We start from the raw sequence: 26,326 nt of genomic DNA on the forward strand, positions 1-26,326 counted from the left end.
CAGTACACGCGTACTGCTAGCCCGCAAGCCTCGCGACGAACGGCACCACGGCCGCACGCACGGCCTCCAGGTCCACGCCCGCGTCCCCGCGCGCCTGCCACACGACGCCGTCCCGGCCGGGAATCTTGCGCTGCAGGATCCACACGCCGGGCGACTCGACGCGTTCGCGCTGGCGGATCGAGCACTCGACGCGCTGGCTGATCGCGCGCAGCACGCGTTGGGGGTCGTCGACCGTGAACCGTTGCGCGGGAAGGTCTTCCAGCAGCACGACGGGTCCCTCGGTGGACGCCTCCACGGCCTCCACGACCCGCAGCGAGCCCTCCCACTTCACCTTGCTGATCAGGTGCCAGCCGATGCGGCGCGGTCCTGGCACCCACAGCCCGAGCGTCGTCACCACGAGGTGCTCGCCGCCCCGCACGGCCGTGTGCGCGATCACGGTCTCGTCCGGCTCCAGCGTGCCCGTGAACCCGTCAGGCGTGCCGTTGCCGAACAACCGGCGGAACAGTCCCACTACAGCACTCCCGCGCTCTGCTGCAGGAGCGCCTTGCGGTACTCCTCCAGCGCCACCAGGTCGCCCCACAACGCCCGGTACTCGTCGGCGTCCTTGATCGGGGACAGCCGCCGCAACCGCGACTTCACGTCCTCGACCTGCTTGCCGACCTGGACCTCCTGCAGCCGCGCGATCACCATCGACACGTAGCGGAACTCGTCGTTCTGCTTGACGGCCAACGGTTCCACGGCGAGCTCGGTCAGCACCGACCGCACCGACGCGTGCGAGCACTCCTGCGAGATCGCGTCCAGGTACGTCGTCCCCGCCAGTCCCGAGGCGGCGCCCCCGGCGGCCCGGATCGCGCGATGCAGCGCCACGTACGCGGGGTCGGTGAACGCCTCGTCGGGCAACGAGTCGTAGAGCGGTCCGGCGTACTCGGGCAGCCGCAGCGCGACCTTGAGCACCTCGCGTTCGGGCACCAGCCGCGGGTCGCGCGGGTTGGGCCGCTGCGGGCCGTCGACCTCCACGCCCAGCGCCATCTGGTTCGGGTCGGCCCGCGGGGCGGCGACCGGGGCCTTGCCGCCGGCGGTCTGGCGCACCCGGCGCACGACCATCGCCTCGTCGTCCCAGCCCACCCACCAGGCCAGGCGCGTCGCGTAGCCGTCGCGCTTGGCGCGGTCCTTGATCTGCGCGACGAACGGGACCATCTTCTTCAGCGCCTCGACGCGGCCGTCGACCGAGTCGAGGTCGTAGGCCTTGAGCTGCGCCTTGATCGCGAACTCGATCAGCGGCGTGCGCCGCGCCACCAGGTCGCGCACCGCCACGTCGCCCTTGGACTGCCGCAGCTCGCACGGGTCCATGCCGTCCGGCGCCACCGCGATGTAGGTCTGCGCGGAGAACTGCTGCTCCCCCTCGAACGCCTTCAGCGCGGCCTTCTGGCCGGCCTCGTCGCCGTCGAAGGTGAAGATGACCTCGCCGTTCACGTCGTCGTCGATCAGCAGCCTGCGCAGCACGTTCATGTGGTCGGTGCCGAACGCCGTGCCGCAGGACGCGACCGCCGTCGGCACGCCGGCCAGGTGCATCGCCATCACGTCGGTGTAGCCCTCGACGATGACGGCCTGCTTGCGCTTGGCGATCTCCCGCTTGGCCTGGTCGAGCCCGAACAGCACCTGCGACTTCTTGTAGATCACCGACTCGCTGGTGTTCAGGTACTTGGCCTGGATCGGGTCGTCGTCGAAGATCCGGCGCGCGCCGAACCCGACGACGTCGCCGCTGATCTCCTTGATGGGCCACAGCAGCCGCCGGTGGAACCGGTCGATCGGCCCCTGCCTGCCCTCCTTGGTGAGCTGCGACTTGATCAGCTCCTGGAGCTCGAAACCCCGTCCCAGCAGGTGCTTCGTCAGCTTGTCCCAGCCGCCGGGCGCGAAGCCGCAGCCGAACTGGCGCGCGGCGGCCTCGTCGAACCCGCGCTCGGCCAGGAACTCGCGCGCCTGCTGCGCCTCCGGCGTCGCGAGCTGCTCGGCGTAGTACTCGGCGGCGGCCTTGTGCGCTTCGATGAGCCTGCTGCGGGTGCCGCGGTCGCGCTGGACCGTCGCGCCGCCGCCCTCGTAGACGAGCTGGATCCCCGCCCGGTCCGCGAGCCGCTCCACGGCCTCCACGAACGACAGGTGCTCCACCTTCATCACGAAGGCGATCACGTCGCCGCCCTCGCCGCAGCCGAAGCAGTGGTACGTGCCGTGCGACGGGCGCACGTTGAACGACGGCGACTTCTCGTCGTGGAAGGGGCACAACCCCTTCAGCGCACCGCCACCGGCCCTCTTGAGCGAGACCTGGTCCCCCACGACCTCGTCGATGCGGCTGCGCTCACGCACCAACGCGATGTCGCTCTCCCTGATGCGTCCTGCCACGCGTCCGAGTCTAATCCTTTGGCAAACTGCCAACCGTGACCACGGCCGACGTCTTCGGACTCCACCGCACGCACCTGATCGGCGTCGCCTACCGGCTGACCGGCAGCGTCGCCGACGCCGAGGACGCCGTGCAGGAGGCCTGGCCGCGGTTCGCGAAGGCCGAGGGGATCGAGGACGCACGGGGCTGGCTGACGACCGTGGTGAGCCGCATCTGCCTCGACCGGCTGCGCTCGGCCGCCGTGCGCCGCGAGACGTACGTGGGCTCATGGTTGCCGGAGCCGCTGGTCACCACCCCGGAGGACGACGACCCGCTGGCGGCGGTCGTGCGGGCCGACGGCGTGCGGATGGCGGCGCTGGTGCTGCTCGACAAGCTCACGCCGGACCAGCGCGTGGCGTTCGTGCTGCACGACGCGTTCGCGGTGCCGTTCGGCGAGATCGCGGAGGTGCTGGGCGTCTCACCGGCGGCGGCCCGGCAGCACGCGTCACGGGCCCGCAGGATCGTGACAGGTTCCACACCGCCGCCGCGTTCGGCGCTGGACGAGCAGCGCGAGGTGCTGGAGAAGTTCCTCGCCGCGATGGTGAGCGGCGACATCGACGCCGTGCTCGGCCTGCTGCACCCGGACGCCGTGATGGTCGGCGACGGCGGCGGCAAGGCGCGCACCGCCGTCAACACGGTCTCCGGCGCGGACAAGGTCGCCCGCTTCTTCCTCGGCCTGCTGCGCAAGTACGGCTACCCGGAGCACCACCCGGTGCTGGTCAACGGCGACCTGGGCATGGTCATGGCGGCGCAGGGCGACATCGCGTCGCGCGTGACCACGTTCACCGTGCACGACGGCAGGATCACCGCCATCTACGACATCGCGAACCCGGACAAGCTCGGCCACGTCCGGTTCTGACCGGCGTCACCAGCGCAGCCGCAGCAGCTTCCCGACGTCGCGGAGCTTCGGGATGGCGCTGACGACCTTCATCTGCACCCGGCCCGCCCTGGGCAGCGCGTCCAGGTGCGGCAGGTCCACGCTGGCCAGGCGTCCACTGTGGTCAGTCCGGGGTGCAGCGCCTCGACCTCGCGCGGATCGTCGACGCCCCAGTGCAGCGTCGCCCCTGCATTGCGCACGGCGGGGACGAGCTTCTGCAGCTTGATGCCCCACGAGCCGTAGACGTCGAACAGCAGCTCACCGCTCGGGAACCGCTCGGTGATCCGCCTGACCAGCGCGTGGCCCTCCTGCCGCGTCAGGTACATCGACAGGCCCTCGAACACCGCGACCACCGGCCGGTCCGCGGGAACGGCGTCGAGCCACGCGTCCTCGGTGACCGACGACGCCACCAGCCGGTAGTCGCCGCCCGGTCCGGGCAGGAGCCTGTGCCGCAACGCGACCACGTCCGGCATGTCCACGTCGACCCACCGCACGGTGTCCGGCCGGTCGACGCGGTGCGCGCGGGTGTCCAGGCCGCAGGCCAGGTGCAGCACCGTGCACGAGGGGTTGCGGCCGAGGAACTCGCGCGTCCAGTCGTCGAGCACCCGCGCGCGGATGGCGACGCCGACGGCTGAGGTCAGGTTCATCCCGGCATGGTCTCCTGCGCGCCCGTCAGGGTGATCTTCTCCACCTCGTCAGTGTGTCGGGACGCGGCAGGCGTCACCAGAGGTGAACCCCTGGTCCCGGATGCCGAACGCGCTGTTGAACCGGGCGCGCTGGTTCTCCAGCGCGATCTGGTAGGTCAGCGCCACGAGCTCCGCGCGCCCCAGCAGCCGTTCCAGCTCGGCGACCTGCTCGTCGGTGACGGTGACGGGCGTGGCGGTCATGGCGTCGGCGTAGGCGAGCGCCTTGCGTTCGAGGTCGGTGAACAGCTCGGAAGTGGCGTACGAGTCGATGTGCCTGAGCCGTTCGACGTCGAGACCGCCGTGCTTCATCAGCATGGCGCCGAAGTCGACGCACCACGAGCAGCCGAGCGTCACCGCGGTCCGGTAGACGCAGAGCTCGAACAACGGCCCGTGCGCCGACTTCTTCACGGCCTTCTTGACCGCGAGCTCGTGCCGGCCGCTCGCCATCAGCAGCCCGGGGTGGTGCGCCGCCACGGTGACCGGCTCCGGCACCGCGCCGAACTCGCGCCGGGCGAACCAGTACACGGCCCTGGTGAGCAGGCCGGCGTCCTGCGGGGGAACTCCCTCGATCCTCGTCATGACCACTGGACGGGACGGCCTGACGAAATGTGACACCTTTGGGTGACTGGGGCCTGGGCCGGTCAGCTCATAGGGTCCACGCATGAGCAACGACTTCGTGCTGGACATCGATCACGAGTCGGCCGGCCTGCTGGCGGGAACGCTGCTGGCGGGCGACTCGTGCGCGGTCCCGGTGCGACACCAGAACGTCAAACTGCTGCTGTGCGCGCTTCCCGGCGAGGACGGCATGCGCCTCTTCCTGCGGCGGAACACACCGTAGGCCTAACGGCGGTCGTAGACCTCCACGTACTCCATCAGCAGGTCGCGCGACCTCTCGTTGTCCAGGGCGACGGCGTGCATGCGCTGGAAGATCGTCACGGCTCGTTCCACGGTCTCGGTGTCGCTGGCGAGCGTCCAGTTCGCGAGGTAGACGAGCGGCGGCTCGTGCTCGTACTGGATCAGCGCGTAGTCGAGCCCGACCGCCGCCGCCCCGCCCGCGCTGACCGGCACGATCCGGATCGACGGCGCGTGGAACAGCAGGTGCAGGACCTGGTCCTCCATCAGCCTGTTGTTCCCGACGACGGTGTTCAGCGCGTACTCGTGGATGAAGAACACGCACTGCGGCAGCACGCCGTCGCGCTGCAGCTCGGGCGCCGGCGCGAGGCCCAGCGCCGCGGCCAGCGCCTTCGCGTAGCACTCGGTCCGCAGGAGGACGGGGATGGTGACGCCGCTGAAGCAGGTGATCCGCGTGGCGCCCGCCGCGGCGAGCACGACGAGCTGCTCGCCGGCACCGTGCTGGGTCATGCCTGGAACGGTAAAGGCGTGATCATGATCTCGCCGCGCGAAACGCTCGCCCTACAGGGCGAATGGCGGTCCCGAACCGGTTACGGACGGGCGACCTGGGCCAGGAAGTAGACCGCCCCGGAGGCCGCGTGGCGAACGGCGAGCAGGAACGGCCGGTCGACGGTCACGACGACCGGGTCCACCGGGATCTCGATCGACACGGTCCGGAACGTGATCGCGGTGGCCGCGGCGCCTTCGAGGCCCTGCTCGTCCAGGCGCAGCACGGCCTCGTGGACCACCTCGTCGACGTACATCCGCTCGTCCGGGGAGAGCCCGCTGAAGTCGGCGTCGCGCGCGAACATCCGCTCGACCCCGAGCTGCCGCAACGTGTTCTTGAGGTGGAACTTCGCGCGGACGTCCACTGTGGGCAATGACAGCTCGAGACGGGTGAACGTCTCCGCGTCGAACACCGACGGGTCGAGCGGCTGGTCCAGCGACTCGTCCGGCAGCAGGACCACGGCCTCGACGCCCGAGTCCGCCGGCAGCACGATGGTCTGCCAGCCGTCGCGGTGGGCGTAGCGGAACTTCTCGGTCACCTTCATGGTCGGCACGTCCACGTCACCACCGGGCGCGTGGAACGGCTTCGCGGTGGTCTCCCCCGCACCGAACGGGTTCAGCCAGCCCACCTTGAGGTACAGGGCGTTGACGATGATCGCGGCGGCGTCGGCGGGCGGCGCGTCCGTCAGCAGTTCGGGGATCAGGCCGCGGGTGGTCTCGGCGACGTCGGTGTTGACGAGCTTGCGGACGGTCGTCGGGTCGGAGAACGCGGTGCGGCGGACCGAGGACGTGAGTGAGAACTCCGGGTTGAGCCTGAGGTCGTCGTCGGCCCAGAGCGTGTTGGCGACGGCCAGTTCCGGCACGTCGAGCGCGTCGGAGGCGTCGAAGCCGGTCAGCAGGTCGTCGAGCTCGGTGCGGGTCCGGCCGCGGGCGGCCTCACGGGCCAATGCGAGCGCACTGGCCACTGAGTACGGCGACCAGCACGCGTTGGTGGACGGATCAGGGACGGCGACGCGGTGCAGGTTCAGGGCGAAGTCGGCCTGATCGGTCACAGGGTCTCCTCTGGTGGCGCGGGCCTGGCGGTGACGTCACGATCGGGTCATCCGCCACGGCCTCGAAGCTACGCCGATGCGCGGTGCCAGGCCACGGCCTGCGCGTCCGTGAGCAGCGCGACCTGGTCGACGACGACGCGAAGCCTTGCCGCGTAAGAGGAAGCGGACGCGAAAACCGGGCGGAACGCGGGGTCGAGCAACGTCGGCCGCTCCATCAGACGGGTGACGAGGGCAGCGATCAGCTCGCGTTGCTCGGCCTGCATGGCGAGCCGGGCCGGGTCGCTCATCACGTACCGGACGGCCATCGCCTTGAGCAGCGCCACCTCCGCGGCGACCTGGCGCGGCACCTCCAGCGAGGCGTTGTAGCGCGTCAACGCCCCGTCGCCGTGCACGGCGCGGGTCGCGGTGACGGCGGCGGAGGCGAAGCGGCCGACCAGTTCGCTGGTGAGGTTCTTCAACGCCACCTGCGCGCCGAGCGAGCCGTCGTACTCGTGCCCGGTCCAGTACGCGATCACCGGCAGCGTGAGCAGCTCCTCGGCGGTGGCCTCCAGGTCCGCCACGGACTCGTCGGAGAACGTCTTGGCGGCGAGCGAGGCGATGGCGGCGCGTTCGTCGGGACGGGCCAGCGCGCCGAGGCTGATGCGGTGCGCCAGCACGCCGTCCTCGACGTCGTGCACGGAGTACGCCACGTCGTCGGACCAGTCCATGACCTGCGCCTCGATGCACCGCTCACGGTCCGGTGCGCCGTCACGCATCCACTCGAACACCTCGACGTCGTCCTCGTACACGCCGAACTTCACCGTTCCCGGTGTGCGCCGCCACGGGTACTTCGTCGACGCGTCGAGCACCGCGCGCGTGAGGTTGAGGCCGTGCGCGGACTTGGGTTCCAGGCGGGCGAGGATCCGGAACGTCTGCGCGTTGCCCTCGAAACCACCGCACGGGCCCGCGAGCTCGTTGAGCGCCCTCTCGCCGTTGTGCCCGAACGGCGGATGGCCGATGTCGTGCGCGAGACCGGCGGTGTCGACGATGTCCGGGTCGCAGCCCAGCTCCTCACCGATGCCGCGGCCGATCTGGGCGACCTCCAGCGAGTGCGTCAGGCGCGTGCGCGGCACGCCGGTGACCTCGGAGCCCTCACCGGGGCCGACGACCTGGGTCTTGCCCGCGAGCCTGCGCAACGCCGCGGAGTGCAGCACGCGGGCGCGGTCGCGGGAGAACGGCGTGCGCGTGTCGGTGCGGGCACCCGGCAGCACCGCGGTCTTCGGGTCCTCGGTGAGCAGGCGCTCCGCGTCGTGGCCGGTGTATCCCATCACCCGATTTTAGGGAGGTTCAGCTCCTCGAACACGCCGGCGTGCGCCTTCATCAGGCGGTAGTACAGCAGCGCTCCGGTCTCGCGCTTGATGTAGAACCACTGCGTCTCGCGCGTCTGCACGTTCGGGCCGACGCGCGTCGGCGACGTCCAGGCGCGCAGACCGGCGTCCTCGGCCATCGTGCGGGCGCGCAGCGAGTGCCACGGGTCGCTGACGATCACGGCGGTCTTCAGGTCGCGTTCCTTGGCCACGGACGCGACTGCCCGCAGCGACCCGAGCGTGTCCGCGCCCTCGCCGACCTGGAGCACGCGGTTCTCCGGCACGCCGCGCTTGACCAGCCAGAGCTTGCCGACCTGGCCCTCGGTGAAGTTGTCGCCGGGCTGGCGGCCGCCGGTCGTCGCGATGTAGCCGACGACGCCCTCCTGGTAGAGGCCCAGCGCGTGTTCGAGGCGGGCTTCGAGCACGTCGGACGGGACGCCGTTGTACTGCGCGGCGCCGAGCACCACCGCCACGTCGGCCTTGGTCCAGTCGTCGACGCGCGCGACCTGCCACACGCGGAACGCCGTGCCGCCCACCACGAGCACGCCGATGACCAACGCCCCGAAGACGAGGCGCAACACGATCCGGCGAATCCTGGCGAATGGTCTGAGGGGCGTGGTCCGCACACCCCGCATGCTTCCAGAACCGGACCGGTCCCGCGTTGACGCCCCTGCGAGGATCAACGACATGCCCGCTGAACAGCCCACCGTCCTCGCCACCTCCGGGGGCTGGCGCCCCGGTCACCGCAGCGCACTGGAGTTCAACAAGCTGATCCACTTCGCGCTGGACCTGTCCGGGGTGCAGGGCCGCAGGCCGCGGTTGCTCCACGTCGGCACGGCGGGCGGCGACCAGCGGGCCATGAACGCGAACGTGGCCGAGGCCGGCGCGATCGCCGGTGTCGACGTCTCGTTCCTGAACCTCTTCACGATGCCGCCGACCGACGACCTGGAGAGCTACGTGCTGTCCCACGACGTCGTGTGGGTGGGCGGCGGCTCGGTCGCGAACCTGCTCGCGGTGTGGGAGGTCCACGGCCTCGGCCCGGTGTTCCGCACGGCCTGGGAGGCCGGTGTCGTGCTCAGCGGCGTGTCGGCGGGGTCGATCTGCTGGCACCTGGGCGGCACCACCGACTCGTTCGGCCCGGACCTCCGCGTCGTCACCAACGGCCTCGGTCTCCTGCCCTACGGCAACGGCGTGCACTACGACTCCGAGGAGCAGCGCCGCCCGAAGGTCCACGAGGCGGTCGCCGCCGGGACGCTGCCGAAGACCTACTGCACCGACGACGGCGTCGGCCTGCTGTACCGCGGCACCGAGCTCGTCGAGGCGGTGTCCGAACGGCAGGGCTCCGGCGCATACGTGGTGGTCAGGGACGATTCTTCAGCAACCGCACAGGAGGAAAAGCTCGACACCAGGCTCCTGTGAGACGGACCTTGGAGGTGTGCGCTGGGCTCTGATCCTCTTCCTCGTGGCGGCCGTCTTCGTGATCCCGGACGCGGCGCCGTGCTCGGCGCACGCCAAACCGTCAGCTGACATTTCGCGCGGCCCGGACCTCCTCGACGAGCCCGACACACCGGATGCCGGTTCCGAGGCAGAGCAGGTCAGCTCGGCCATATCCGATATATCAGCCACTGATATATCGGATATGGCCGCGGCGGGCGGGGCGTCCGACGTCGGCATCGCCGTCCTCGACCTCGAGTCCGGTCAGGTCGTGTCGGAGCAGGGCGACAAGCCGTTCTACTCGGCGTCGCTGTCGAAGCTGATCCTCGCCGTCGACGCGTTGCAGCAGCAGCTGTCCGCCGACGACCAGGACCTGGTCCACCGCGCGCTGAGCGTCAGCGACGACAACGCGATGGACGTGCTGTGGACGAGGTTCGACGGCATGGGCGCGATCGGCCGCGTCGCCGCCGAAGCGGGCCTCACCGGCACCCACGCCCCGCAGGACCCGTCGCAGTGGGGCGAGGTCGTCGTCACCGCCGACGACATGGTGCGGCTCTACCACTACATCCTCGGCTCACCGGTCCGCGACGCCGTCGTCGCGGACCTGTCCTCCGCCCAGGCCACCGCCGCCGACGGCTTCGACCAGGCGTTCGGCCTGCTCGGCGTCACCGGTGCCTACGCCAAGCAGGGCTGGATGTACTACCTGCCGAGCGAGGTGTACCTGCACAGCGCGGGCGTCCTGGACAACCGCTACGCCGTCGCCGTCCTGACGACGAACCCGTCCGGCGACTGGGCCACCGCCCGCCAGTCGATCAACGCCGTGACGCAGGCCGTCCTGGGCAAGCTCACCGTCCAGGGCTGAGCCGCAGCACGCCGCGCCCGGCGAAGAAAGCGACCCCGCCCAGCACCACGAGCAGGTACAGCGCGACGAAGTACAGCGCCGCCCCCACCGTGAACGGCACCGCTCGCCTGTCGTCGCTCAGCAGCCCCACCTGCAGCAGCGCGGCGATCATCGTGCAGAGGATCACGGCGCCCCACAGGACCCCGAGCACCCGCCGCACCCCCTGCGCGTGGTTCACGTCGAAGTACCCGTCGCGTGCGCACTCCCTGGCGAGGACGAGGCTCAGGCCGGCCAGCAGTCCCCAGAACGCGCCCAGCCCGCCCATGATCACCCCGAACCAGGCGAACGGATCGCGCGACGACGGCAGGTTCACCAAGACGACGACCACCGCCACCGCCCCCAGCGAGATCACGACCGTTCCCGTCCTGGCCAGGCGCGCCCGGATCCAGTCGACGCGGGGAGGGGAGATCCACACCCAGTGCGGTGCCTGGCCCTGGCCGACGACGATCACCTGGCCGCTCTCCAGTCCGAACCGACCGACGGCATCGTCCAGGCGCGGCCGATGTCGTGGATCTTCTGCATGATCGCGTTCTGCTCGGTCTCGATCGTGTTGGTGTGGGACTCGAGCGCCATGACCGTGGCACCGATGATGCCGATGACGGCGGTCAGGCCGGTAGCCAGGGCGGCGACGGCAGCGGGAACACCCACGACCGTGACGGCGGCGTAGCACGCACCGATCGCCGCCACGGCGAAGGTGCTGAGGGCGACGACGATCGAGATCCAGAACACCTCGATCGAGTTGGCGAGGCTGTTCAACGACGCGCGCAGCTGGTTCGCGACGTCCTTCACGGCACTCAGCCCCTGCGACTGAGGCGGAACCGTCGCCGCGTAGGCGCGGGCGGTCCTGCCCTCCCACTCGACGTTCGTGCGCATCTTGTCGAGCGTGACCGTGCCGGCGACGTCACCGAGCACGTCGCCGATCCGCTCGACCCACCCGGTGCCGACCTGCCGGAGCCGGTCCGGCTCCCCCGCCCGGCGCCAGAGCTCGCCGACCCGGTCGCGGAACTCGGCGATCTTCTCGACGATCCACCGGATGCCCTTCCCGACCTCGTCGACCACCCAGCGCAGCGGCGGGGGCACCCGGGTCAGCGTCGCCGCGACGACGTCGAAGAACCGTTCGAGGTCGCGGTCGACCGCCTTGACCTTCTCCTCGGCCTGCAACACCAGTGCGTCGGTCACCTGATCTCCCCCGTGAGCCGCGTCATCTCGTGCAGGTTCGCGGCTTCCTCGCGTTCGTAGGTGTCAGCGGCGGCACGCAGTCCGTCGCCAAGACCGTGGAACGCCGCCGTCGCCTGCCGTAGCAGGTCTTCGAGCACGGTCCGGGCGTTCTCGTACGCGCGGTCGAAGCCGTGGTCGACGGCCCACATCGACATGGCGGCACCGCTCACGGTCAGTTCGCCGATGGCCCTCCGCGGGCCTTGCACGGCGTCGGCGGCGGCAGACCACAGGGCCGCGTCCGCGCGCATCGCCTCCAGCGAGACCTCGACGTCGCTCATGCCAGGCCCACCTTCCGCAGCAACCTCGCCGGGTCGCTCGCCAACGCCTGGAGCTGGGCGATGGCGGGTCCGGCGGGCCGTGCGACGGGCGGGCCGTGCAACGCCCGCAGCACCTCGGCGAGCTCGCCCTCGACCTCGGGGCCGGGCGCGGCGTGCGACCACTGGCCGTCGATCTCCACGGCGACGACCTGGCCGGCCTGCGCGGTGCCGCTGACGTGCCCACCGCGGCTCTCGGCTCGCACGGGGACGTTCACCACCCGGTCGAGCTCGGCGGTGAACGCGGCCAGCTCCACGTTCACGGCGGCGAACAGCCGTTCCGCGTCGGCGCGGGTGAACGGCGTCTCGTCCACGTCCGCGACGGGAGGAGGCGGCGCGACGGCCGTCAGATCTCCCTGGGCTTCCACGGCGCGCGCCAGCGCCCGCATGGTCGCTTCGGTGACCGCGCTGACCACGGCGGCGCCCAGCGAGCGCGGTTCGAGCGCGTCACGCCACTGCGCGGCCAACCGGACGGTGCGCACGCGACCGTCCGGCTCGACGACCACCGAGACGGCACCGCTGCCGTCCGTGCCGGTACAGCCGTCGTCCTGCGCAGGAGCAGGCTGCGCTGCCTGCTCCCAGTCCTCGGCTTCCTCGAAGCCCCACCTGCGGTTGTCCTCGACCACCCACCGGCCTCCTGCACGCTGTGACGAACCGACTTCACAACGTAGCAGGGTCTGCGGCCGAACGGAGTAACGTCAGCAGCCCACCAGGCGTGCGGCCAGGTACGCCTCGAGCTGGTCCATCGCCACGCGCTCCTGCGACATCGTGTCGCGCTCCCGCACCGTGACGGCGAGGTCGGTGAGCGTGTCGAAGTCGACCGTCACGCAGAACGGCGTGCCGATCTCGTCCTGGCGGCGGTAGCGGCGGCCGATCGCGCCGGCGTCGTCGAAGTCGACGTTCCAGTTGCGGCGCAGGGCGGTCGCGAGGTCGCGGGCCTTGGGCGACAGGTCGGCGTTGCGCGACAGCGGCAGCACCGCGACCTTCACGGGCGCGAGACGGCGGTCGAGCTTCAGCACGACGCGCTTGTCCACGCCGCCCTTGGCGTTCGGGGCCTCGTCCTCGGTGAACGCCTCCAGCAGGAACGCCATCATCGGGCGGCCGACGCCGGCCGCCGGCTCGATGACGAACGGCTTGTAGCGCGAGTTCGTGGCCTGGTCGAAGTACGACAGGTCGACGCCCGACTGGTTGGAGTGCGTCGTGAGGTCGAAGTCGGTGCGGTTCGCGATGCCCTCGAGCTCACCCCACTCCTGGCCGCCGAACTTGAAGCGGTACTCGATGTCGACGGTCCGCTTCGAGTAGTGCGACAGCTTCTCCTTCGGGTGCTCGTAGTGCCGCAGGTTCTCCTTCGACACACCGAGGTCCGTGTACCAGCGGGTGCGCTCGTCGATCCAGTACTGGTGCCATTCCTCGTCCGTGCCGGGCTCGACGAAGAACTCCATCTCCATCTGCTCGAACTCGCGGGTGCGGAAGATGAAGTTGCCCGGCGTGATCTCGTTGCGGAACGACTTGCCGATCTGGCCGATGCCGAACGGCGGCTTCTTGCGGGAGGTGGTCTGCACGTTCAGGAAGTTCGTGAAGATGCCCTGCGCGGTCTCGGGGCGCAGGTAGTGCAGGCCCTCCTCGGTCTCGACCGGACCGAGGTGCGTCTTGAGCAGGCCGTTGAACATCTTCGGCTCGGTGTAGGAGCCGCGCACGCCGCAGTTGGGGCACGGCACGTCGGAGACGTCGCCCTCGGCGACCTCCTTGCCGGTGCGCTCCGCGTACTCCTCGGACAGCGTGTCCGCGCGGAACCGCTTGTGGCACGACTCGCACTCGACCAGCGGGTCGACGAACGCCTCGACGTGACCGGAGGCGACCCACACGTCGCGCGGGAGGATGACCGACGAGTCCAGGCCGACGACGTCCTCACGGCCGCGGACCATGAAGTTCCACCACTGGCGCTTGATGTTGTCCTTGAGCTCCACGCCGAGAGGCCCGTAGTCCCACGCCGAGCGGGTACCGCCGTAGATCTCCCCGCACGGGTAGACGAACCCCCTGCGCTTGCAGAGGCTGACAACGGTCTCAATACGATCGGCGGCCAACGGGAACTCCATCGGGGGAATCAGATTCGGGGGCCCAAGCCTAGCCCGTCACGTTGCGCCCCGAACGGGCGACCGGAGGCCTACCCTGCACGAATGGAAGACCGGCTGCGCGAGCTCTGGGACTTCGCCGACCTCGGCGGCACCGAGGCGAGGTTCCGCGCTCTGCTCGACGACGTGGGCACCGACGACGAGCGCGCGGAGGTGCTGACCCAGCTCGCCCGCGTCGAGGGCCTGCGGGAGGACTTCGCCGCGGGACACGTCCTCGTCGACGAGGCGGAGGTGCTCGTCGCGCCCGACTCGACCGGCCGGGTGCGGGCGTTGCTCGAACGCGGCAGGCTGCACCGCTCGGCGGGCGACGCCGAGGCCGCGCAGCCGTTGTTCGTGGCGGCGTTCATCCTGGCCAAGACGCGCGGCGACCTGTCGCTCGCGGTCGACGCGGCGCACATGGCGTCGCTGGTCGACGACCCGGAGAAGTGGACGAAGCAGGGCCTCGAGATCGTCGTCGCGCACCCGGAGCTGGTGCGCTGGCTCGGCCCGCTGCACAACAACCTCGGCTGGTTCTACTACGAGAACGGCCGCTACGACGAGGCGCTGGAGGCGTTCGAGAAGACGCCGGAGGCCTACGCGGAGAGCGGCAGGGCCAAGACGCTGCACGCGCTGGGCCGCACCGCCGAGGCGGCCGAGGCGGCGCGCCGGGCGTTGGAGCTCCTCCCCCACGACTCGCACGAGGAGTGGGTCGAGGAGATGCGGGCTATCGCCGCCGCGGGGTAGCGGGGCCGCTCGCCTCGCCCAGCCGGACGGTGAACGCGTCCTGCGCCAGCACGCTCGTGTGCTCGTCGACGTGACCGTTCGCGCTGGTCAGCACCGGTTCGTACATCGCGGGCTCGTCGGTCAGCGCTTCGGAGAGCAGCGGGATGACGTGTTCGCGGACGGGGAACGGCGACATCGCGCGCCGGTAGGCCACGACCGACTCGAACTCGACGGTCAGCACCCACCGGTCGTCTTCGTCGGTCGACCGCGCCAGCGTCCCGCGCCGGCAGCCCGGCTGGGCCGTCAGCAGCTTCAACGCCTCCTCGGCGCGGGAGGTGAACGTCTCGGGATCGGACACGCGGAAGCGGCACACCAGCAGCACGGTGCAAGGATGGCACGGTGACTGACAAGCGCCCCCTGCTGCCCGGCGACGGCCCGCTCGCGCGCGTCCGGCCGGCCGTGGCGTTCGTGCTCGTGCTCGGCCTGTTCATCACGGGCGTCTGGGTCGGCGGCACGCTCGGCGCGGTGCTGCTCGGCGTGCTGGTCGTGGCCTCCGCGGTCCTGCTGGCGGCCACCTGGAAGGTGCTTTCCCCAGCTCACCGCACATTGCGCGTGGTGGTCCTGCTGGTACTCGTGCTCATCACCGTAGAATTGGTTGTGAAAATCCCTACCAGGTGAGGTGCGCCGCCATGACCGTTCAGATGCACGGCGAGCACTCCCCCGAACGATCGGCGCCCGCACCCGCGCCGAGACACTCCGCCCACACGCTCGCCGAGGCGGGTGACCTGCTGCGCGCGCTCGCCGCACCGGTCCGCATCGCCATCGTGCTGCAGCTGCGGGCGCACGACCGCTGCGTGCACGAGCTGGTTGAGGCGCTGGGCGTGGCCCAGCCGCTGATCAGCCAGCACCTGCGCGTGCTGAAGTCGGCGGGCGTGGTGCACGGGGAAAGGCACGGCCGCGAGGTCGTGTACCGGCTGGTGGACGAACACCTGGCGCACATCGTGGTGGACGCTGTGACGCACGTCGAGGAGAAGTTGTGACCGGACTGAGGTCCACCAAGCAGCGCACCGCGGTGTCGAACCTGCTCGACCAGCTCGACGACTTCCGCAGCGCCCAGGAGCTGCACGAGGAGCTGCGCCGCCGCGGCGAGGGCATCGGCCTGACCACGGTGTACCGCACCCTGCAGTCCCTCGCGGACGCCGGCCAGGTCGACGTCCTGCGCACCGACTCGGGCGAGGCGATCTACCGCCGCTGCTCGGCGCACCACCACCATCACCTGGTGTGCCGCCACTGCGGCCGCACGGTCGAGGTGGAGGGCCCCGCCGTCGAGAAGTGGGCTGACCGCGTCGCCGCTGAGAACGGCTTCTCGCAGGTCAGCCACACCGTCGAGATCTTCGGCACGTGCGCGGAGTGCACGGCCAAGGGCTTGCGGTAGGGCTCAGCTCTCGTAGGGCTCAACCGGTTCGGCGACCGGGGTGAACGACTCCACGGTGAAGCTCGGCACCCACGAGGTCTTCTCGCTCGCCGACTTCGGCACGACCTGCCCGGTGACCTCGACCCACTGCTCGTCGGGCAGCGACGGCACGTCCCCGGTCAGCTTGACCTTCAACGGCCGGGCGTCCGCGGCGCAGCACGAGATCGCGAGCCGCGCGACGAACGTGCCGCCGTCGGCGCGCAGCAGGAAGCCGGTCAGCTTCACGCGGCGGTTGTCCAGCGTGCCGGACTCGTCCCACGCCGTGCGCGTGACGAACTCCGTCATCGACAGCGGGATGACCTCGCCGGATGGCAGGTCGCCCAGCAGGTTGCGGGACCGCTGCGTCTGGTTGGTGTCGGCGGCCGAGCTGACCACGTCGCCGCCCAGCGCGGGCGGCGAGATCAGGAACACCGCCATCACCGGCAGGATCAGCAGCCAGGTCGACCGCGACGAGTGCGAGTGGTCGTGACCGTCGGCCGCCGCCTTGCCGCGCCGGATGTCGGTGATGATCGCGAACAGCGCCAGGCCGATCATCACCACGCCGGCGGCGATCAGCAGCGGCAGCAGGCTCTTCTGCACGTAGCGCAGGTAGAGCCCGGAAAAGCTGATCTTCAGCAGGGCCCCGCCGAGCAGGACCAGCAGGATGTTCTGGGTTTCCCGCCTCACAGCAGCACCACTCCCGTCACCACGGCGCACAGGATCGCCACCACGAAGGTGGCGGGTGCGAAGCGGAAGGCGAAGGACCTGCCGAACGCACCGGCCTGCAGCGCGATCAGCTTGACGTCGACGGCCGGGCCGACGACGAGGAACACCAGGCGCGGCAGCAGCGGCAACGCGGAGAACGCCACCGCGACGAACGCGTCGGCCTCCGAGCACAGGGCCAGGATCACGGCCAGCAACGCCATCACGATCACGCCGAGCACGATCTGACCGCCGAGGGTCTGCATCCACGCGACCGGCACGAACGTCTTGAACGCCGCCGCGAACAGCCCGCCCAGCACCAGGAACCCGCCGGCGTCGACGAGGTCGTGCCGCGCGCTCTCGGCGAACACGGCCCACTTGTTCTGCCCGGAGTGGTCACCGAGGCGCGCCAGCGCGCGTTCCGCGATCCACTCCACTTTGCCGAAGCGCACCCACAGCCAGCCCATGACCATCGCTGTGAGCAGCGACCCGACGAACCGCGCGACGACCATCATCGGGGTGTCGTTGAACGCCACCGCCGTCGAGACCAGCACGATCGGGTTCACCGCGGGCGCCGCCAGCAGGAACGTCAACGCCACCGCGGGGGCGACGCCCTGCTGCATCAACCGGCGCGCGACGGGCACCGAGGCGCACTCGCAGCCCGGCAGCGCCACACCCGCGACACCCGCCACGGGCACGGCCAGCGCCGTCTTCGACGGCAGCAGCTTCCGCAGCGCCGAAGCGGGCACGAACGCCGCGATGGCTCCCGAGATCAGCACGCCCAGCACCAGGAACGGCATGGCCTGCACGCAGATCGCCACGAACACCGTCGACGCCGTGCGCAGCTTCGGCACGTCCAGCAGGTCGACGAGCCGGGACTGGAAGAGCAGTGCGAGAACGAGGATCCCGCACAGCACCTCCAACGACGTGATCTTCAGCCGGGGCGGGCCGGAGCGCCGCTTCGACGATCGGATCTCGCCGGTGATCGTCATTCCGCGTCCGCGTCCAGGTCCAGCAGGCGCCGGTACTGGCGCGCCATGCCCTCGCGGATCTCCTCGGGCGACGGCGGCTCCTCGAACTCGGCCTCTTCCTCTTCGAGCTCGTCGTCGTCGAAGTCGACCGGGGTGCCGTTGACCGTCTCCTCGGCCTCGGCCTCCTCCTCGAGGGCTGCCTCGCGGAGCTCCTCGATCGTGGCGGTCACATCCTCGGCCGACAGCGCGGGCAGCATCGGCTTCACGATGGCCAGCACGCCTCCCTCGGCGTCGTCGAGGGCCACGGCCTCGGCCAGCGCGACGGCGTGGTCGCGCTCGTAGGGACCGCAGATGAACGAGTCCCAGTCGTCACCGCCCGACGGCTCGAACGTGACGGTCCACGGGAACTCGTTGACGTCCGAGTCCTCTTCCGGCTCGTAAATGATCACGCCACCCATGGAAGGGTCCTTTCTCAAGAAAACCGGGAGAGGAGCTCGCCGCGCACCTGCGACGCGGTCGACACGACCAGCATCAGCAGCGTGCTCAACGGCTCGGGCTTGAGGCCGTCCGCCGGGAAGGCGTACCGCAGCATCACGTCCGTGCCACCGCGTTCGGACTGGATGACACCGAGGGTGCCGAACAGGCCCTGACCGGCGCGTTCGGCGACCCACGCGGCCGCGTCGCCGGGCAGGTCCCACGCGACCACGACGGTCAGCGAGAGCACGGTCAGCCCTTCGGCCAGCTCCATGCCCTGCACCGCGCACGGCACGTCGCCGTGGCGGAAGCTCAGCGCGCCGTCGTCGTCCACCGACACGTCGTGGAACAGCTCCAGCGCCTTGCGCGCGGCCTCCAGGGCCTCACCGCTCGCGTTCACGACGACACCACCTCCTCCTCACCCGGCTTGTCGACGGCACCGCCGAAGCGCCGGTCGCGGCCCGCGAACTTCTCGCAGGCGCGCCACAGGTCGCGGCGGTCGAAGTCCGGCCACAGGATGTCCTGGAACACCAGCTCGGCGTAGGCGGACTGCCAGAGCAGGAAGTTCGAGATGCGCTGCTCGCCCGACGGCCTGATGAACAGGTCGACGTCCGGCATCTCGGGCTTGTACAGGTACTTCGCGAGCATGCGCTCGTCGACCTTGTCCGGGTTGATCTGCCCGGCGGCGACCAGCCGGGCGACCTCGCGGGCGGCGTCGCCGATCTCCGCGCGGCCGCCGTAGTTCACGCACATGACGAGGTTCAGGACGTCGTTGTCCTGCGTGCGGACCTCGGCCTCCTGGAGCTGCTTGATGACGCTGCCCCACAGGCGCGGCGAGCGGCCGGCCCAGTGGATGCGGACGCCCATCTCGTCGAGCTCGTCGGTGCGGCGCGCGATCACGTCGCGGTTGAAGTTCATCAGGAAGCGCACCTCTTCCGGGCTGCGCTTCCAGTTCTCGGTGGAGAAGGCGTAGAGCGAGAGCCACTTGACGCCCAGCTCGATGGAGCCCTTCGCGACGTCGAGGACGACCTGCTCACCGCGCTTGTGGCCCTCGACCCGCGACAGCCCGCGCTGGTTGGCCCAGCGGCCGTTGCCGTCCATCACGATCGCGATGTGCTTCGGCACCAGGTCGGCGGGGATGTCCGGCGGCGTCGCACCGGAGGGATGCGGCTCCGGTGGGCGCGGGACGCGCTTCTCACGCTCGGAGCGGCGACGACGCAGCATGAAACCAGGCTTCCTCTCGCGAAAACCGTTGTCGGTAGGCGCCAGACTAGCCGTCCGCCGGCTGCGCCTTCCGCTCGACCAAAGGCAACGACCGCAGCTGCCGTTCGAGGTGCCACTGCAGGTGTGCCGCGACCAGGCCGCTCGCGTCGCGGCGGGCCAGGTGCGGGATCTCGTCGACCAGGTGCCACTGCCCGTGCAGCAGCGCCGAGAGCAACGCCAGCGTGTCCTGCGACGGCGACGCGGAACCCGGCGGACGGCAGTTCGGGCAGCACGAGCCACCGGCCTGCACGCTGAACGCCCGGTGCGGCCCCGGATCGCCGCACTTCGCGCACTCGTTGACCGCGGGCGCCCATCCCGCGAACGCCATCGCCCGCATCAGGTAGGCGTCGAGCAGCAGCGACGGGTCCCGTTCGCCCGCCGACAACGCACGGAGAGCGCCCGCGACGAGCAGGTAGAGCCGCACGGCCGGTTCGCCCTCCTCGGCCGTGAGGCGGTCGGCGGTCTCGACGATCGCGCACGCCGCCGTGTAGCGCTGGTAGTCGTTCACGATGCCCACGCCGAACGCGTCCAGCGTCTGGACCTGCGTGATGATGTCGAGCGTGCGGCCGGGGTGGAACTGCACGTCGACGTGGCAGAACGGCTCCAGCCGGGCGCCGAACTTCGACGACGTCTTGCGCACGCCCTTGGCCACGGCGCGGAGCTTGCCGTGGCGCTGGGTCAGGAAGGTGATGATCCGGTCCGCTTCACCGAGCTTCTGCACGCGGAGCACGATGCCGGTGTCGCGGTACAGGTTGGCCATCTAGAGTCCCGCCATCTAGAACCCCAGGCGGCGCAGCTGCTTCGGGTCGCGCTGCCAGTCCTTGGCGATCTTGATGTGCAGGTCCAGGTACACCCGGCTGCCCAGCAGGCGCTCGATCTGCTTGCGCGCCGCCGTGCCGACCTGCTTGAGCCGCTCGCCCCGGTGCCCCAGGATGATCGCCTTCTGCGACGGCCGCTCCACGAACACGAACGCGTGGATGTCGATCAGGTCGTCGCGGCCCTCGCGCGGCATCATCTCCTCCACCACCACGGCGATGGAGTGCGGCAGCTCGTCGCGCACGCCCTCCAGCGCGGCCTCGCGGATCAGCTCCGCGACCAGCGTCTGCTCCGGCTCGTCGGTCAGGTCGCCGTCCGGGAACAGCTGCGGGCCCTCGGGGAGCTTCTGCAGCAGCAGGTCGCTCAGCCGGTCGACCTGGAAGCCGTCGACCGCGGAGACCGGGATGATCTCGGCGAACTCCATGACCTTCTGCAACGCGAGCAGCTGCTCCATCACCTGCTGCTGCGACACGAGGTCGGTCTTGGTGACGATGCCGATCACGGGCGTGCGCTTCGCGACCTTCTCCAGCTCGGCGGCGATGAACTTGTCACCGGGGCCGACTTTCTGGTCCGCGGGCACGCAGAAGCCGACGACGTCGACCTCCGACCACGTCTCGCGCACCAGGTCGTTGAGGCGCTGGCCGAGCAGCGTGCGCGGCCGGTGCAGACCGGGCGTGTCGACCAGCACGAGCTGGCCGTCCTCGCGGTGCACGATGCCGCGGATCGTGTGGCGGGTGGTCTGCGGCTTGCTGGACGTGATGGCGACCTTCGTGCCCACCAGCGCGTTCGTCAGCGTCGACTTCCCTGCGTTCGGGCGGCCGACGAAGCACGCGAACCCGGAGCGGTAACCATCCATCAGTCCATTGTCCCTCTAGCCGGTTGTGGCCGTTCGGTGGCCCTCAGACCTGCTCGCGCACCTCGCCGGAGGTGTCCGCCAGGTAGACCGGGCCGGACGCCGTGAGGTCGCGGACGGCCGCCAGCGACTCGGCGTCCACTCCGGACTCCTCACTCACGACCACGGCCGCTTCCAGGCCCTCGGCACCGCTCGACACCGCCGCTGCCACGGCGGCCTGCAACGCCGTCAGCTTCAGCGACGGCAACGCGACCGTGGACGCGTTGTACGTGCGGCCGTCCAGGTCACGCACCGCCGCACCCTCCGCGGCGCCGTTGCGCGCACGGACGGACCTCGCGAGCGTGACGAGCTTCGCGTCCTCTGGGTCGAGCTCAGTGTTCGCTTCCGGCATCTTCCTCGGTCTCCTTCTGCACAGGACGCACGAGCACGGTCGTGACGCGGATGCGGCCCCGTTCGTCCTTGCCGCCCTCCGCGCGCATGCGCAGGCCCGCGATCTCGGCCTCCGTGCCGGGCAGCGGGACGCGCCCCAGCCGTTGCGCGAGCAGGCCGCCGACGGTCTCGACCTCGTGGTCGTCGAGCTCGGTGCCGAACAACGCGTCCAGGTCGTCCACCGGCAGGCGCGCGCTGACCCGCACCGCGCCGTCGTCGAGGTGCTCGACCGGCGGCCGGTCGTCGGTGTCGGACTCGTCGGTGATCTCGCCGACGATCTCCTCGAGGATGTCCTCGATCGTCAGCAGGCCCGCGGTGCCGCCGTACTCGTCGACGACGATCGCCATGTGCTTGCGGGACAGCTGCATCTCGCGCAGCAGGTCCGCGATCGGCTTCGAGTCGGGGATGAAGCTCGTCGGCCGCATCAGCTCGGACACCGACTTCGGGTCCTCGCCGTCGGCGAGCGTGGCCCGCATCAGGTCCTTGAGGTTCACCACGCCGAGCACGTCGTCGACGCTCTCGCCGATCACCGGCAGGCGCGTGTAGCCGGTGCGCAACGACAGCGCGAGCGCCTGCCGCAGCGACTTGGCCTGCTCGATCCACACGATCTCGGTGCGCGGCACCATGATCTCGCGGGCGATGGTGTCGCCCAGCTCGAACACGGAGTGGATCATCTCCCGCTCGCCCTCGTCGACGACGCCGCGTTCCTGCGCCATGTCGACGAGCTCGCGCAGCTCGACCTCGGAGCTGAACGGGCCCTCGCGGAAGCCCTTGCCGGGCGTGATGGCGTTGCCGACGAGGATCAGCAGCTTCGACAGCGGCCCGAGCACGCGCCCGAGCTGCCGGACGGTGCCCGCCGCGGACAGGCTCACGGCGTACGGGTGCTGACGGCCGATGGTGCGCGGTCCGACACCGACGAGCACGTACGACACGACGAGCATGCTCAGGCACGAGTACAGGACGGCGAGCCAGTCCTGTTCCACGTAGTCCAGGAACACGGTCGTGACCAGCACCGCCGCTGACATCTCACAGGCGAGGCGCAGCAGCAGCAACAGGTTGACGTGCCGCGGCCGGTCGTTGAGGACGTGCAGCAGCTGCCCGGTGCCCCAACGGCCCTGCCGTTGCAGCGACTCCACCCGTGCCCGCGACACGGTGCCCAGCGCGGCGTCCACGCACGCGAAGACACCGGCGGCGAGCACGAGCAGCACGGCCAGCACGATCACACTGGCGGGGTTCGCGCTCATGAGGCGTCAGTCTTCTTCGGGGTGCTGCAGGGGCCGCTGCTCGTCCAGGCCGACGGCCCCGAGCACCTTGTCGTCCGTGCTGCGCTGCAACGCGACCCGCTCGGCCTCGTCCCGCGCGTTGCGGAAGTCCGAGAGGATGCGGTTCTGCAGCGTGAACATCTCGCGTTCCTCGGCAGGCTCCGCGTGGTCGTAGCCGAGCAGGTGCAGCACGCCGTGGACGGTCAGCAGGTGCAGCTCGTCCAGCAGCCCGTGCCCGGCCTTCTTGGCCTGGTCCTTGGCGAACGCCGGGCACAGCACGATGTCCCCGAGCAGCGCGGGCCCCAGCCCGGCGGCGTCGGGCCGGCGCGCGGAGTCCAGCTCGTCCATGGGGAAGGCCATGACGTCCGTGGGACCCGGCAGGTCCATCCAGCGCTCGTGCAGGTCCGCCATCACGTCCAGCTCGACGAGCAGGACGGACAGCTCGGCCAGCGGGCTCACGCCCATGCGGTCCAGCGCGAAGCGGGCGGCGGAGACGATGGAACCCTCGTCGACCCCGACACCCGACTCGTTGGCGATCTCGATGCTCACGGCGCCTATCGTCCCCGGCGCTGGTTCCCCCGGCGTGCACCGGGTCCGTGATGCGCCCCGTTCTGGTCCAGGACGTCCTGCTGGACCTGCCACTTGTCGTACGCGTCGACGATGTCGCCGACCAGGCTGTGGCGCACCACGTCCTGGCTGGTGAGCACCGAGAAGTGCACGTCGTCGACGCCTTCGAGGATGTCCCTGACGACCCGCAGGCCGCTGCGCTGCCCGCCGGGCAGGTCGACCTGGGTGATGTCGCCGGTCACCACGATCTTGGAGCCGAAGCCCAGGCGGGTGAGGAACATCTTCATTTGCTCGGGCGTGGTGTTCTGCGCCTCGTCGAGGATGATGAACGCGTCGTTGAGCGTGTTGTGCGTCAGCAGGTGGTCCTCGGTGACGTACAGGGAGTCCTGCGCCGCCACCTGGATGCACACCGTCTCGGTGCGGCCGGCGGGCTCGATGCTGTCGATGAACCGCATCGGACGCCCGCCGCCACCGGCGGCGCGGTACTTCTCCCGCTTGCGCTTCAGCCGGAACGGCTCGACACCCTCAGGCAACCTGATGTCGAGGACGTAGGCGTCGTGGCGGTAGCCGACCTCGCGGCCCTTCGCCCTGCCCGGCTTGCGTCCCTCGGCGGGACGGCAGCGCCAGTAGGCGACACCGCCGAGCGAGCGGACCAGCTCGACCACGTCGTCCCTCAGCTGTTCCGACGTCGTCGTGTACTGGATGCGGCAGGTGCGGCCGAGCTGGGTGACGGGGCCTCCGTCGGAGTCGAGCAGACCCTGGAGGACCGCCAGCCGCACGTCCGCGCTGTTGCCCAGGTACAACTCGGGCACGAACTTGGTGTGCGACCGCGTGCCGTGCAGGCCCAGCTGGCGCATCACGACCGTGACCGGGTTCTCCAGCGTCACCACGTCACCGGGCGCCTTCACGCGGTTCAGCGTGTAGTCGACCTCGTTCTTCCTCATCACCGCGATCGGCTCGAGAGCCACCTGCAGCGCGAAGGCGAGCTCCGGGTCGGCAGTGGAGAACGACGGCGTCGTGGAACCCGTGATGCACCCGTCGCCGAGGAGCAGGCCGAGTGCGTACGGGTCCATCGGCACGGCACGTTCCGGCAGGCACACCGGCGCGCTGAGCAGCGGAAGCTCGTAACGCCGGGCGTGCGCCGCGCGCAGCTTGCCGATCATCTCCTTGGTCTCGAGCACCCGCCACGGCTTGTTCCGCCGCCGGTCGGACGCCGTCCGCACCGTCCAGAGGTGCTCACCGCACGCGAGCGTCGACGAGCCGTCCTGCGCGGTGACGCGGTAGACGTCCTTCTCGCCCTGCGGGTAGACGCCCAGCACCGGGGTCGGCTCACCGTTCGAACCGATGACCAGGTCGCCGACCCGCAACGATCCGATCGGGCGGTAGCCGTCCGGGGTCAGGACCGGCGTGAAGATCGGCTGCGCGCGGCCACGCATGTACGCGAGCGGTGCCACCTCGATCGTCCCCGCCTGCGTGAGCCGCGGGATCGACTCCGGGTCGATCATGTCGTGCAGCGCGTCGTACAGCGGGCGCAGGTACGGGTCGATCTTCTCGTACAGCGTGCCGGGCAGGTAGCCGAGCCGTTCGCCCGCCTCGACGGCCGGGCGGGTCAGGATGATGCGGTTGACCTGCTTGGCCTGCAGGGCCTGCACGGCCTTGGCCATGGCGAGGTAGGTCTTGCCGGTGCCGGCGGGGCCGATGCCGAACACGATGGTGTTCTTGTCGATCGCGTCGACGTAGTGCTTCTGGTTCAGCGTCTTCGGACGGATCGTGCGGCCGCGGCGGCTCACGATGTCCAGGCTCAGCACCTCGGCGGGCGACTCGGCCTCGTTCGCGCTCAGCATCGCCACGACCCGGCGGACGGCGTGCTGGTCGATCGGCTGGCCGCGGCTCGCGAGGGTGACGAGCTCGGTGAAGACGCGTTCGGCGAAGGCCACGTCGGCGGGGTCGCCGGACAGGGTGATCTCGTTCCCGCGCACGTGCACGTCGGCGTCGAGCAGTTCCTCCACGAGCCGGAGGTTCTCGTCGCGCGACCCCAGCAGGCTGAGCACCGCGCCATCGGGCACGGCGAACCGGGACTGACCTTCCTTGCCGCTCTGCTGTGTTTCCTCGGCCACGTGGCCCCGGCCTGCTTCCTGTCGCTCGGATCTGGTGCCGTCGATGCTAGTCCGGCCGAAAATGAGTGGCTACCGGATTGCTCACCGTGTGTGCTCACCGGTTGTGGAGATCCGCAGGCTTGGCGTCGACGACGTGCCCGAGTGCATGAAGCTCATCACGGACCGGGGTTGGACGTGGACCCCGGCGCAGTGGGAGCTGATGCTCGAGCTGGGACCGGGCTGGGGCGCGTTCGACTCGTCCGGTCTTCTCGGGACGGCGCTGACGACGCCCTATCCCGAGATGCAGACCATCAGCGGCGTTCTGGTCGCGTCGTGGGCGGGACGGCGGGGCATCGGCACGCGGTTGATGACCAATATATTGGATATCAGTCCGTCCGCACTGTACGCGACGGTCATGGGCGAGCCGCTGTACGCCCGGCTCGGCTTTCACCCCGTCGGGGCGACGACCGACTACCACGGCGTTTTCCCCAGTCCTGCTTCCGGCGTGTCGCGCAAGGGCACACCGGACGACGCGGAGTGGCTGGCCGCGCTCGACCACGAGGTGAGCGGGTACACGAGGCCGTCGCTCTGGCGTCGGCTGCTCGACCCGTCGACGCCGTACACCGTGCGGGTCGCGGACTCCGGCGTCGTCGCCACCCGCCCGAACCCCGAGGGGTTCACGGTCGGTCCACTGATCGCGCCGTCCGCGGCGGTCGCGTGCCAGCTGGTCTCGGACGTCGCCGCCGGCGCGGGACCGGTCCGCGTGGACACCGACAGCGCCGACGTGGGCGCCTACCTGCTGGAACGCGGCTTCGAGGCGCGGAACGGCGGCTGCACGCTGATGGTGCGCGGAGCCGACGACGTGCCGGGCGACCGTTCGCGCTACTTCGCACCCGCCTCGCACGCACTGGGATGAACCGGGGGATCCGTGGAACTGCGACGACTG

General features: G+C 70.4%; 33 protein-coding genes and 3 pseudogenes. 9 read left to right on the forward strand and 27 right to left on the reverse strand.

All coding sequences use genetic code 11. The features are described from left to right. Window positions 1–16: 16 nt before the first annotated feature. Together VF330_RS07325 and dnaG are read right to left on the reverse strand one after the other, a co-directional pair. A complete protein-coding gene (locus VF330_RS07325) occupies window positions 17–511 on the reverse strand; it encodes a hypothetical protein (RefSeq protein WP_330850740.1) in 495 nt (164 codons plus the stop codon). After that, window positions 511–2,397, reverse strand: coding sequence for a DNA primase (dnaG, locus tag VF330_RS07330; protein WP_330850741.1), 1,887 nt, complete (start codon window positions 2,395–2,397; stop codon window positions 511–513). Before dnaG ends, VF330_RS07325 begins: the two co-directional genes overlap by 1 nt. Window positions 2,398–2,432: 35 nt before the next feature. Between dnaG and VF330_RS07335 the strand changes: the two genes are divergently transcribed. Continuing rightward, window positions 2,433–3,293 (forward strand): sigma-70 family RNA polymerase sigma factor, encoded by an 861-nt coding sequence (locus VF330_RS07335; RefSeq protein WP_330850742.1) that lies wholly within the window; start codon window positions 2,433–2,435, stop codon window positions 3,291–3,293. A gap of 68 nt (window positions 3,294–3,361) precedes the next feature. On the opposite strand, the gene VF330_RS07340 is transcribed toward VF330_RS07335, so the two are convergent. After that, a complete protein-coding gene (locus VF330_RS07340) occupies window positions 3,362–3,958 on the reverse strand; it encodes a class I SAM-dependent methyltransferase (RefSeq protein WP_330850743.1) in 597 nt (198 codons plus the stop codon). A 48-nt stretch (window positions 3,959–4,006) separates the two neighbouring features. After that, window positions 4,007–4,576: a carboxymuconolactone decarboxylase family protein gene (locus VF330_RS07345; RefSeq protein ID WP_330850744.1), complete on the reverse strand. Its 570-nt coding sequence runs from the start codon at window positions 4,574–4,576 to the stop codon at window positions 4,007–4,009. A gap of 82 nt (window positions 4,577–4,658) precedes the next feature. On the opposite strand from VF330_RS07345, the gene VF330_RS07350 reads away from it, so the two are divergent. Beyond that, window positions 4,659–4,835 (forward strand): hypothetical protein, encoded by a 177-nt coding sequence (locus tag VF330_RS07350; RefSeq protein ID WP_157512840.1) that lies wholly within the window; start codon window positions 4,659–4,661, stop codon window positions 4,833–4,835. 2 nt (window positions 4,836–4,837) lie between these two features. Here the strand turns inward: VF330_RS07350 and VF330_RS07355 are convergent, their stop codons facing one another. The 4 genes from VF330_RS07355 to VF330_RS07370 all read right to left on the reverse strand — a co-directional run bounded on the left by VF330_RS07355 (window position 4,838) and on the right by VF330_RS07370 (window position 8,428). After that, complete coding sequence (locus VF330_RS07355) at window positions 4,838–5,359, reverse strand: Scr1 family TA system antitoxin-like transcriptional regulator (RefSeq protein WP_330850745.1); 522 nt, start codon at window positions 5,357–5,359, stop codon at window positions 4,838–4,840. A gap of 80 nt (window positions 5,360–5,439) precedes the next feature. Further along, window positions 5,440–6,447: a serpin family protein gene (locus tag VF330_RS07360; protein ID WP_330850746.1), complete on the reverse strand. Its 1,008-nt coding sequence runs from the start codon at window positions 6,445–6,447 to the stop codon at window positions 5,440–5,442. Between the two features lie 68 nt (window positions 6,448–6,515). Next, on the reverse strand, window positions 6,516–7,754 hold the full coding sequence (locus VF330_RS07365; RefSeq protein WP_330850747.1) for a deoxyguanosinetriphosphate triphosphohydrolase: 1,239 nt from the start codon (window positions 7,752–7,754) through the stop codon (window positions 6,516–6,518). Next, entirely contained in the window at window positions 7,754–8,428 is a 675-nt protein-coding gene (locus tag VF330_RS07370) for a YdcF family protein (RefSeq protein ID WP_330850748.1), read from the reverse strand. The genes VF330_RS07365 and VF330_RS07370 overlap by 1 nt, the downstream gene beginning before the upstream one ends. A gap of 52 nt (window positions 8,429–8,480) precedes the next feature. Here VF330_RS07370 and VF330_RS07375 point away from each other — a divergent pair, with 52 nt between their 5' ends. Continuing rightward, window positions 8,481–9,212, forward strand: a complete 732-nt coding sequence (locus VF330_RS07375) for a peptidase E (RefSeq protein WP_330850749.1) — start codon at window positions 8,481–8,483, stop codon at window positions 9,210–9,212. Window positions 9,213–9,228: 16 nt separating this feature from the next. Continuing rightward, a complete protein-coding gene (locus VF330_RS07380; RefSeq protein ID WP_330850750.1) occupies window positions 9,229–10,089 on the forward strand; it encodes a serine hydrolase in 861 nt (286 codons plus the stop codon). Here the strand turns inward: VF330_RS07380 and VF330_RS07385 are convergent. The 5 genes from VF330_RS07385 to VF330_RS07405 form a co-directional block, all read right to left on the reverse strand. After that, complete coding sequence (locus tag VF330_RS07385) at window positions 10,073–10,579, reverse strand: hypothetical protein (protein WP_330850751.1); 507 nt, start codon at window positions 10,577–10,579, stop codon at window positions 10,073–10,075. The two genes, VF330_RS07380 and VF330_RS07385, sit on opposite strands and share 17 nt — an antisense overlap. Then, window positions 10,576–11,307 carry a hypothetical protein gene (locus VF330_RS07390; protein WP_330850752.1) on the reverse strand — a complete coding sequence of 244 codons (732 nt, stop codon included), beginning with the start codon at window positions 11,305–11,307 and terminating at the stop codon, window positions 10,576–10,578. Before VF330_RS07390 ends, VF330_RS07385 begins: the two co-directional genes overlap by 4 nt. Then, window positions 11,304–11,624 (reverse strand): type VII secretion target, encoded by a 321-nt coding sequence (locus VF330_RS07395; protein ID WP_330850753.1) that lies wholly within the window; start codon window positions 11,622–11,624, stop codon window positions 11,304–11,306. Before VF330_RS07395 ends, VF330_RS07390 begins: the two co-directional genes overlap by 4 nt. Further along, entirely contained in the window at window positions 11,621–12,286 is a 666-nt protein-coding gene (locus VF330_RS07400; protein ID WP_330850754.1) for a YbaB/EbfC family nucleoid-associated protein, read from the reverse strand. Before VF330_RS07400 ends, VF330_RS07395 begins: the two co-directional genes overlap by 4 nt. A 72-nt stretch (window positions 12,287–12,358) precedes the next feature. Further along, window positions 12,359–13,744 carry a glycine--tRNA ligase gene (locus VF330_RS07405; protein ID WP_330850771.1) on the reverse strand — a complete coding sequence of 462 codons (1,386 nt, stop codon included), beginning with the start codon at window positions 13,742–13,744 and terminating at the stop codon, window positions 12,359–12,361. A 93-nt stretch (window positions 13,745–13,837) separates the two neighbouring features. Here VF330_RS07405 and VF330_RS07410 point away from each other — a divergent pair, with 93 nt between their 5' ends. After that, a complete protein-coding gene (locus VF330_RS07410) occupies window positions 13,838–14,515 on the forward strand; it encodes a tetratricopeptide repeat protein (RefSeq protein ID WP_330850755.1) in 678 nt (225 codons plus the stop codon). On the opposite strand, the gene VF330_RS07415 is transcribed toward VF330_RS07410, so the two are convergent. Further along, a complete protein-coding gene (locus VF330_RS07415; RefSeq protein ID WP_330850756.1) occupies window positions 14,496–14,876 on the reverse strand; it encodes an antibiotic biosynthesis monooxygenase family protein in 381 nt (126 codons plus the stop codon). The genes VF330_RS07410 and VF330_RS07415 overlap by 20 nt on opposite strands. 17 nt (window positions 14,877–14,893) lie before the next feature. Between VF330_RS07415 and VF330_RS07420 the strand changes: the two genes are divergently transcribed. Genes VF330_RS07420 through VF330_RS07430 form a run of 3 tightly spaced genes read left to right on the forward strand, consistent with a single transcriptional unit; the run spans window position 14,894 to window position 15,929 of the window. Beyond that, on the forward strand, window positions 14,894–15,172 hold the full coding sequence (locus VF330_RS07420) for a hypothetical protein (protein WP_330850757.1): 279 nt from the start codon (window positions 14,894–14,896) through the stop codon (window positions 15,170–15,172). Between the two features lie 11 nt (window positions 15,173–15,183). After that, the gene (locus VF330_RS07425; RefSeq protein WP_330850758.1) at window positions 15,184–15,534 is read left to right on the forward strand and encodes a metalloregulator ArsR/SmtB family transcription factor; all 351 of its coding nucleotides are present in this window, start codon (window positions 15,184–15,186) and stop codon (window positions 15,532–15,534) included. Then, on the forward strand, window positions 15,531–15,929 hold the full coding sequence (locus VF330_RS07430) for a Fur family transcriptional regulator (RefSeq protein WP_089922330.1): 399 nt from the start codon (window positions 15,531–15,533) through the stop codon (window positions 15,927–15,929). Before VF330_RS07425 ends, VF330_RS07430 begins: the two co-directional genes overlap by 4 nt. 3 nt (window positions 15,930–15,932) lie before the next feature. Here VF330_RS07430 and VF330_RS07435 read toward each other — a convergent pair whose 3' ends face one another. The 13 genes and pseudogenes from VF330_RS07435 to VF330_RS07495 form a co-directional block, all read right to left on the reverse strand. Next, window positions 15,933–16,634, reverse strand: a complete 702-nt coding sequence (locus tag VF330_RS07435; RefSeq protein ID WP_330850759.1) for a TIGR03943 family putative permease subunit — start codon at window positions 16,632–16,634, stop codon at window positions 15,933–15,935. Next, complete coding sequence (locus VF330_RS07440) at window positions 16,631–17,641, reverse strand: permease (RefSeq protein WP_330850760.1); 1,011 nt, start codon at window positions 17,639–17,641, stop codon at window positions 16,631–16,633. The genes VF330_RS07435 and VF330_RS07440 overlap by 4 nt, the downstream gene beginning before the upstream one ends. Then, complete coding sequence (locus VF330_RS07445) at window positions 17,638–18,069, reverse strand: hypothetical protein (RefSeq protein ID WP_330850761.1); 432 nt, start codon at window positions 18,067–18,069, stop codon at window positions 17,638–17,640. The genes VF330_RS07440 and VF330_RS07445 overlap by 4 nt, the downstream gene beginning before the upstream one ends. A gap of 23 nt (window positions 18,070–18,092) precedes the next feature. Beyond that, entirely contained in the window at window positions 18,093–18,494 is a 402-nt protein-coding gene (locus VF330_RS07450) for a YbjN domain-containing protein (RefSeq protein ID WP_330850762.1), read from the reverse strand. Continuing rightward, window positions 18,491–19,318 (reverse strand): isoprenyl transferase, encoded by an 828-nt coding sequence (locus VF330_RS07455; RefSeq protein WP_330850763.1) that lies wholly within the window; start codon window positions 19,316–19,318, stop codon window positions 18,491–18,493. The genes VF330_RS07450 and VF330_RS07455 overlap by 4 nt, the downstream gene beginning before the upstream one ends. 46 nt (window positions 19,319–19,364) lie before the next feature. Continuing rightward, a complete protein-coding gene (recO, locus tag VF330_RS07460; protein ID WP_330850764.1) occupies window positions 19,365–20,117 on the reverse strand; it encodes a DNA repair protein RecO in 753 nt (250 codons plus the stop codon). Window positions 20,118–20,132: 15 nt separating this feature from the next. Further along, window positions 20,133–21,029 (reverse strand): GTPase Era, encoded by an 897-nt coding sequence (era, locus tag VF330_RS07465; protein ID WP_330850765.1) that lies wholly within the window; start codon window positions 21,027–21,029, stop codon window positions 20,133–20,135. 43 nt (window positions 21,030–21,072) lie between these two features. After that, window positions 21,073–21,417: a cytidine deaminase gene (locus VF330_RS07470; RefSeq protein WP_330850766.1), complete on the reverse strand. Its 345-nt coding sequence runs from the start codon at window positions 21,415–21,417 to the stop codon at window positions 21,073–21,075. Then, complete coding sequence (locus tag VF330_RS07475) at window positions 21,398–22,699, reverse strand: hemolysin family protein (protein WP_330850767.1); 1,302 nt, start codon at window positions 22,697–22,699, stop codon at window positions 21,398–21,400. Before VF330_RS07475 ends, VF330_RS07470 begins: the two co-directional genes overlap by 20 nt. A 6-nt stretch (window positions 22,700–22,705) precedes the next feature. After that, on the reverse strand, window positions 22,706–23,266 hold the full coding sequence (ybeY, locus tag VF330_RS07480) for an rRNA maturation RNase YbeY (protein ID WP_330850768.1): 561 nt from the start codon (window positions 23,264–23,266) through the stop codon (window positions 22,706–22,708). Between the two features lie 5 nt (window positions 23,267–23,271). Continuing rightward, window positions 23,272–23,628, reverse strand: a pseudogene (locus tag VF330_RS07485) (PhoH family protein); the annotation flags it as partial. A gap of 282 nt (window positions 23,629–23,910) precedes the next feature. Beyond that, window positions 23,911–24,720 (reverse strand): annotated as a pseudogene (locus tag VF330_RS07490) (LAGLIDADG family homing endonuclease); the annotation flags it as partial. Further along, window positions 24,709–25,401, reverse strand: a pseudogene (locus VF330_RS07495) (PhoH family protein); the annotation flags it as partial. The pseudogenes VF330_RS07490 and VF330_RS07495, both read right to left, overlap by 12 nt. A 145-nt stretch (window positions 25,402–25,546) precedes the next feature. On the opposite strand from VF330_RS07495, the gene VF330_RS07500 reads away from it, so the two are divergent. After that, complete coding sequence (locus VF330_RS07500) at window positions 25,547–26,296, forward strand: GNAT family N-acetyltransferase (protein ID WP_330850769.1); 750 nt, start codon at window positions 25,547–25,549, stop codon at window positions 26,294–26,296. The last annotated feature ends 30 nt before the right edge of the window (window positions 26,297–26,326 follow it).

Source organism: Lentzea sp., assembly GCF_036380075.1.
GTDB lineage: Bacteria > Actinomycetota > Actinomycetes > Mycobacteriales > Pseudonocardiaceae > Lentzea.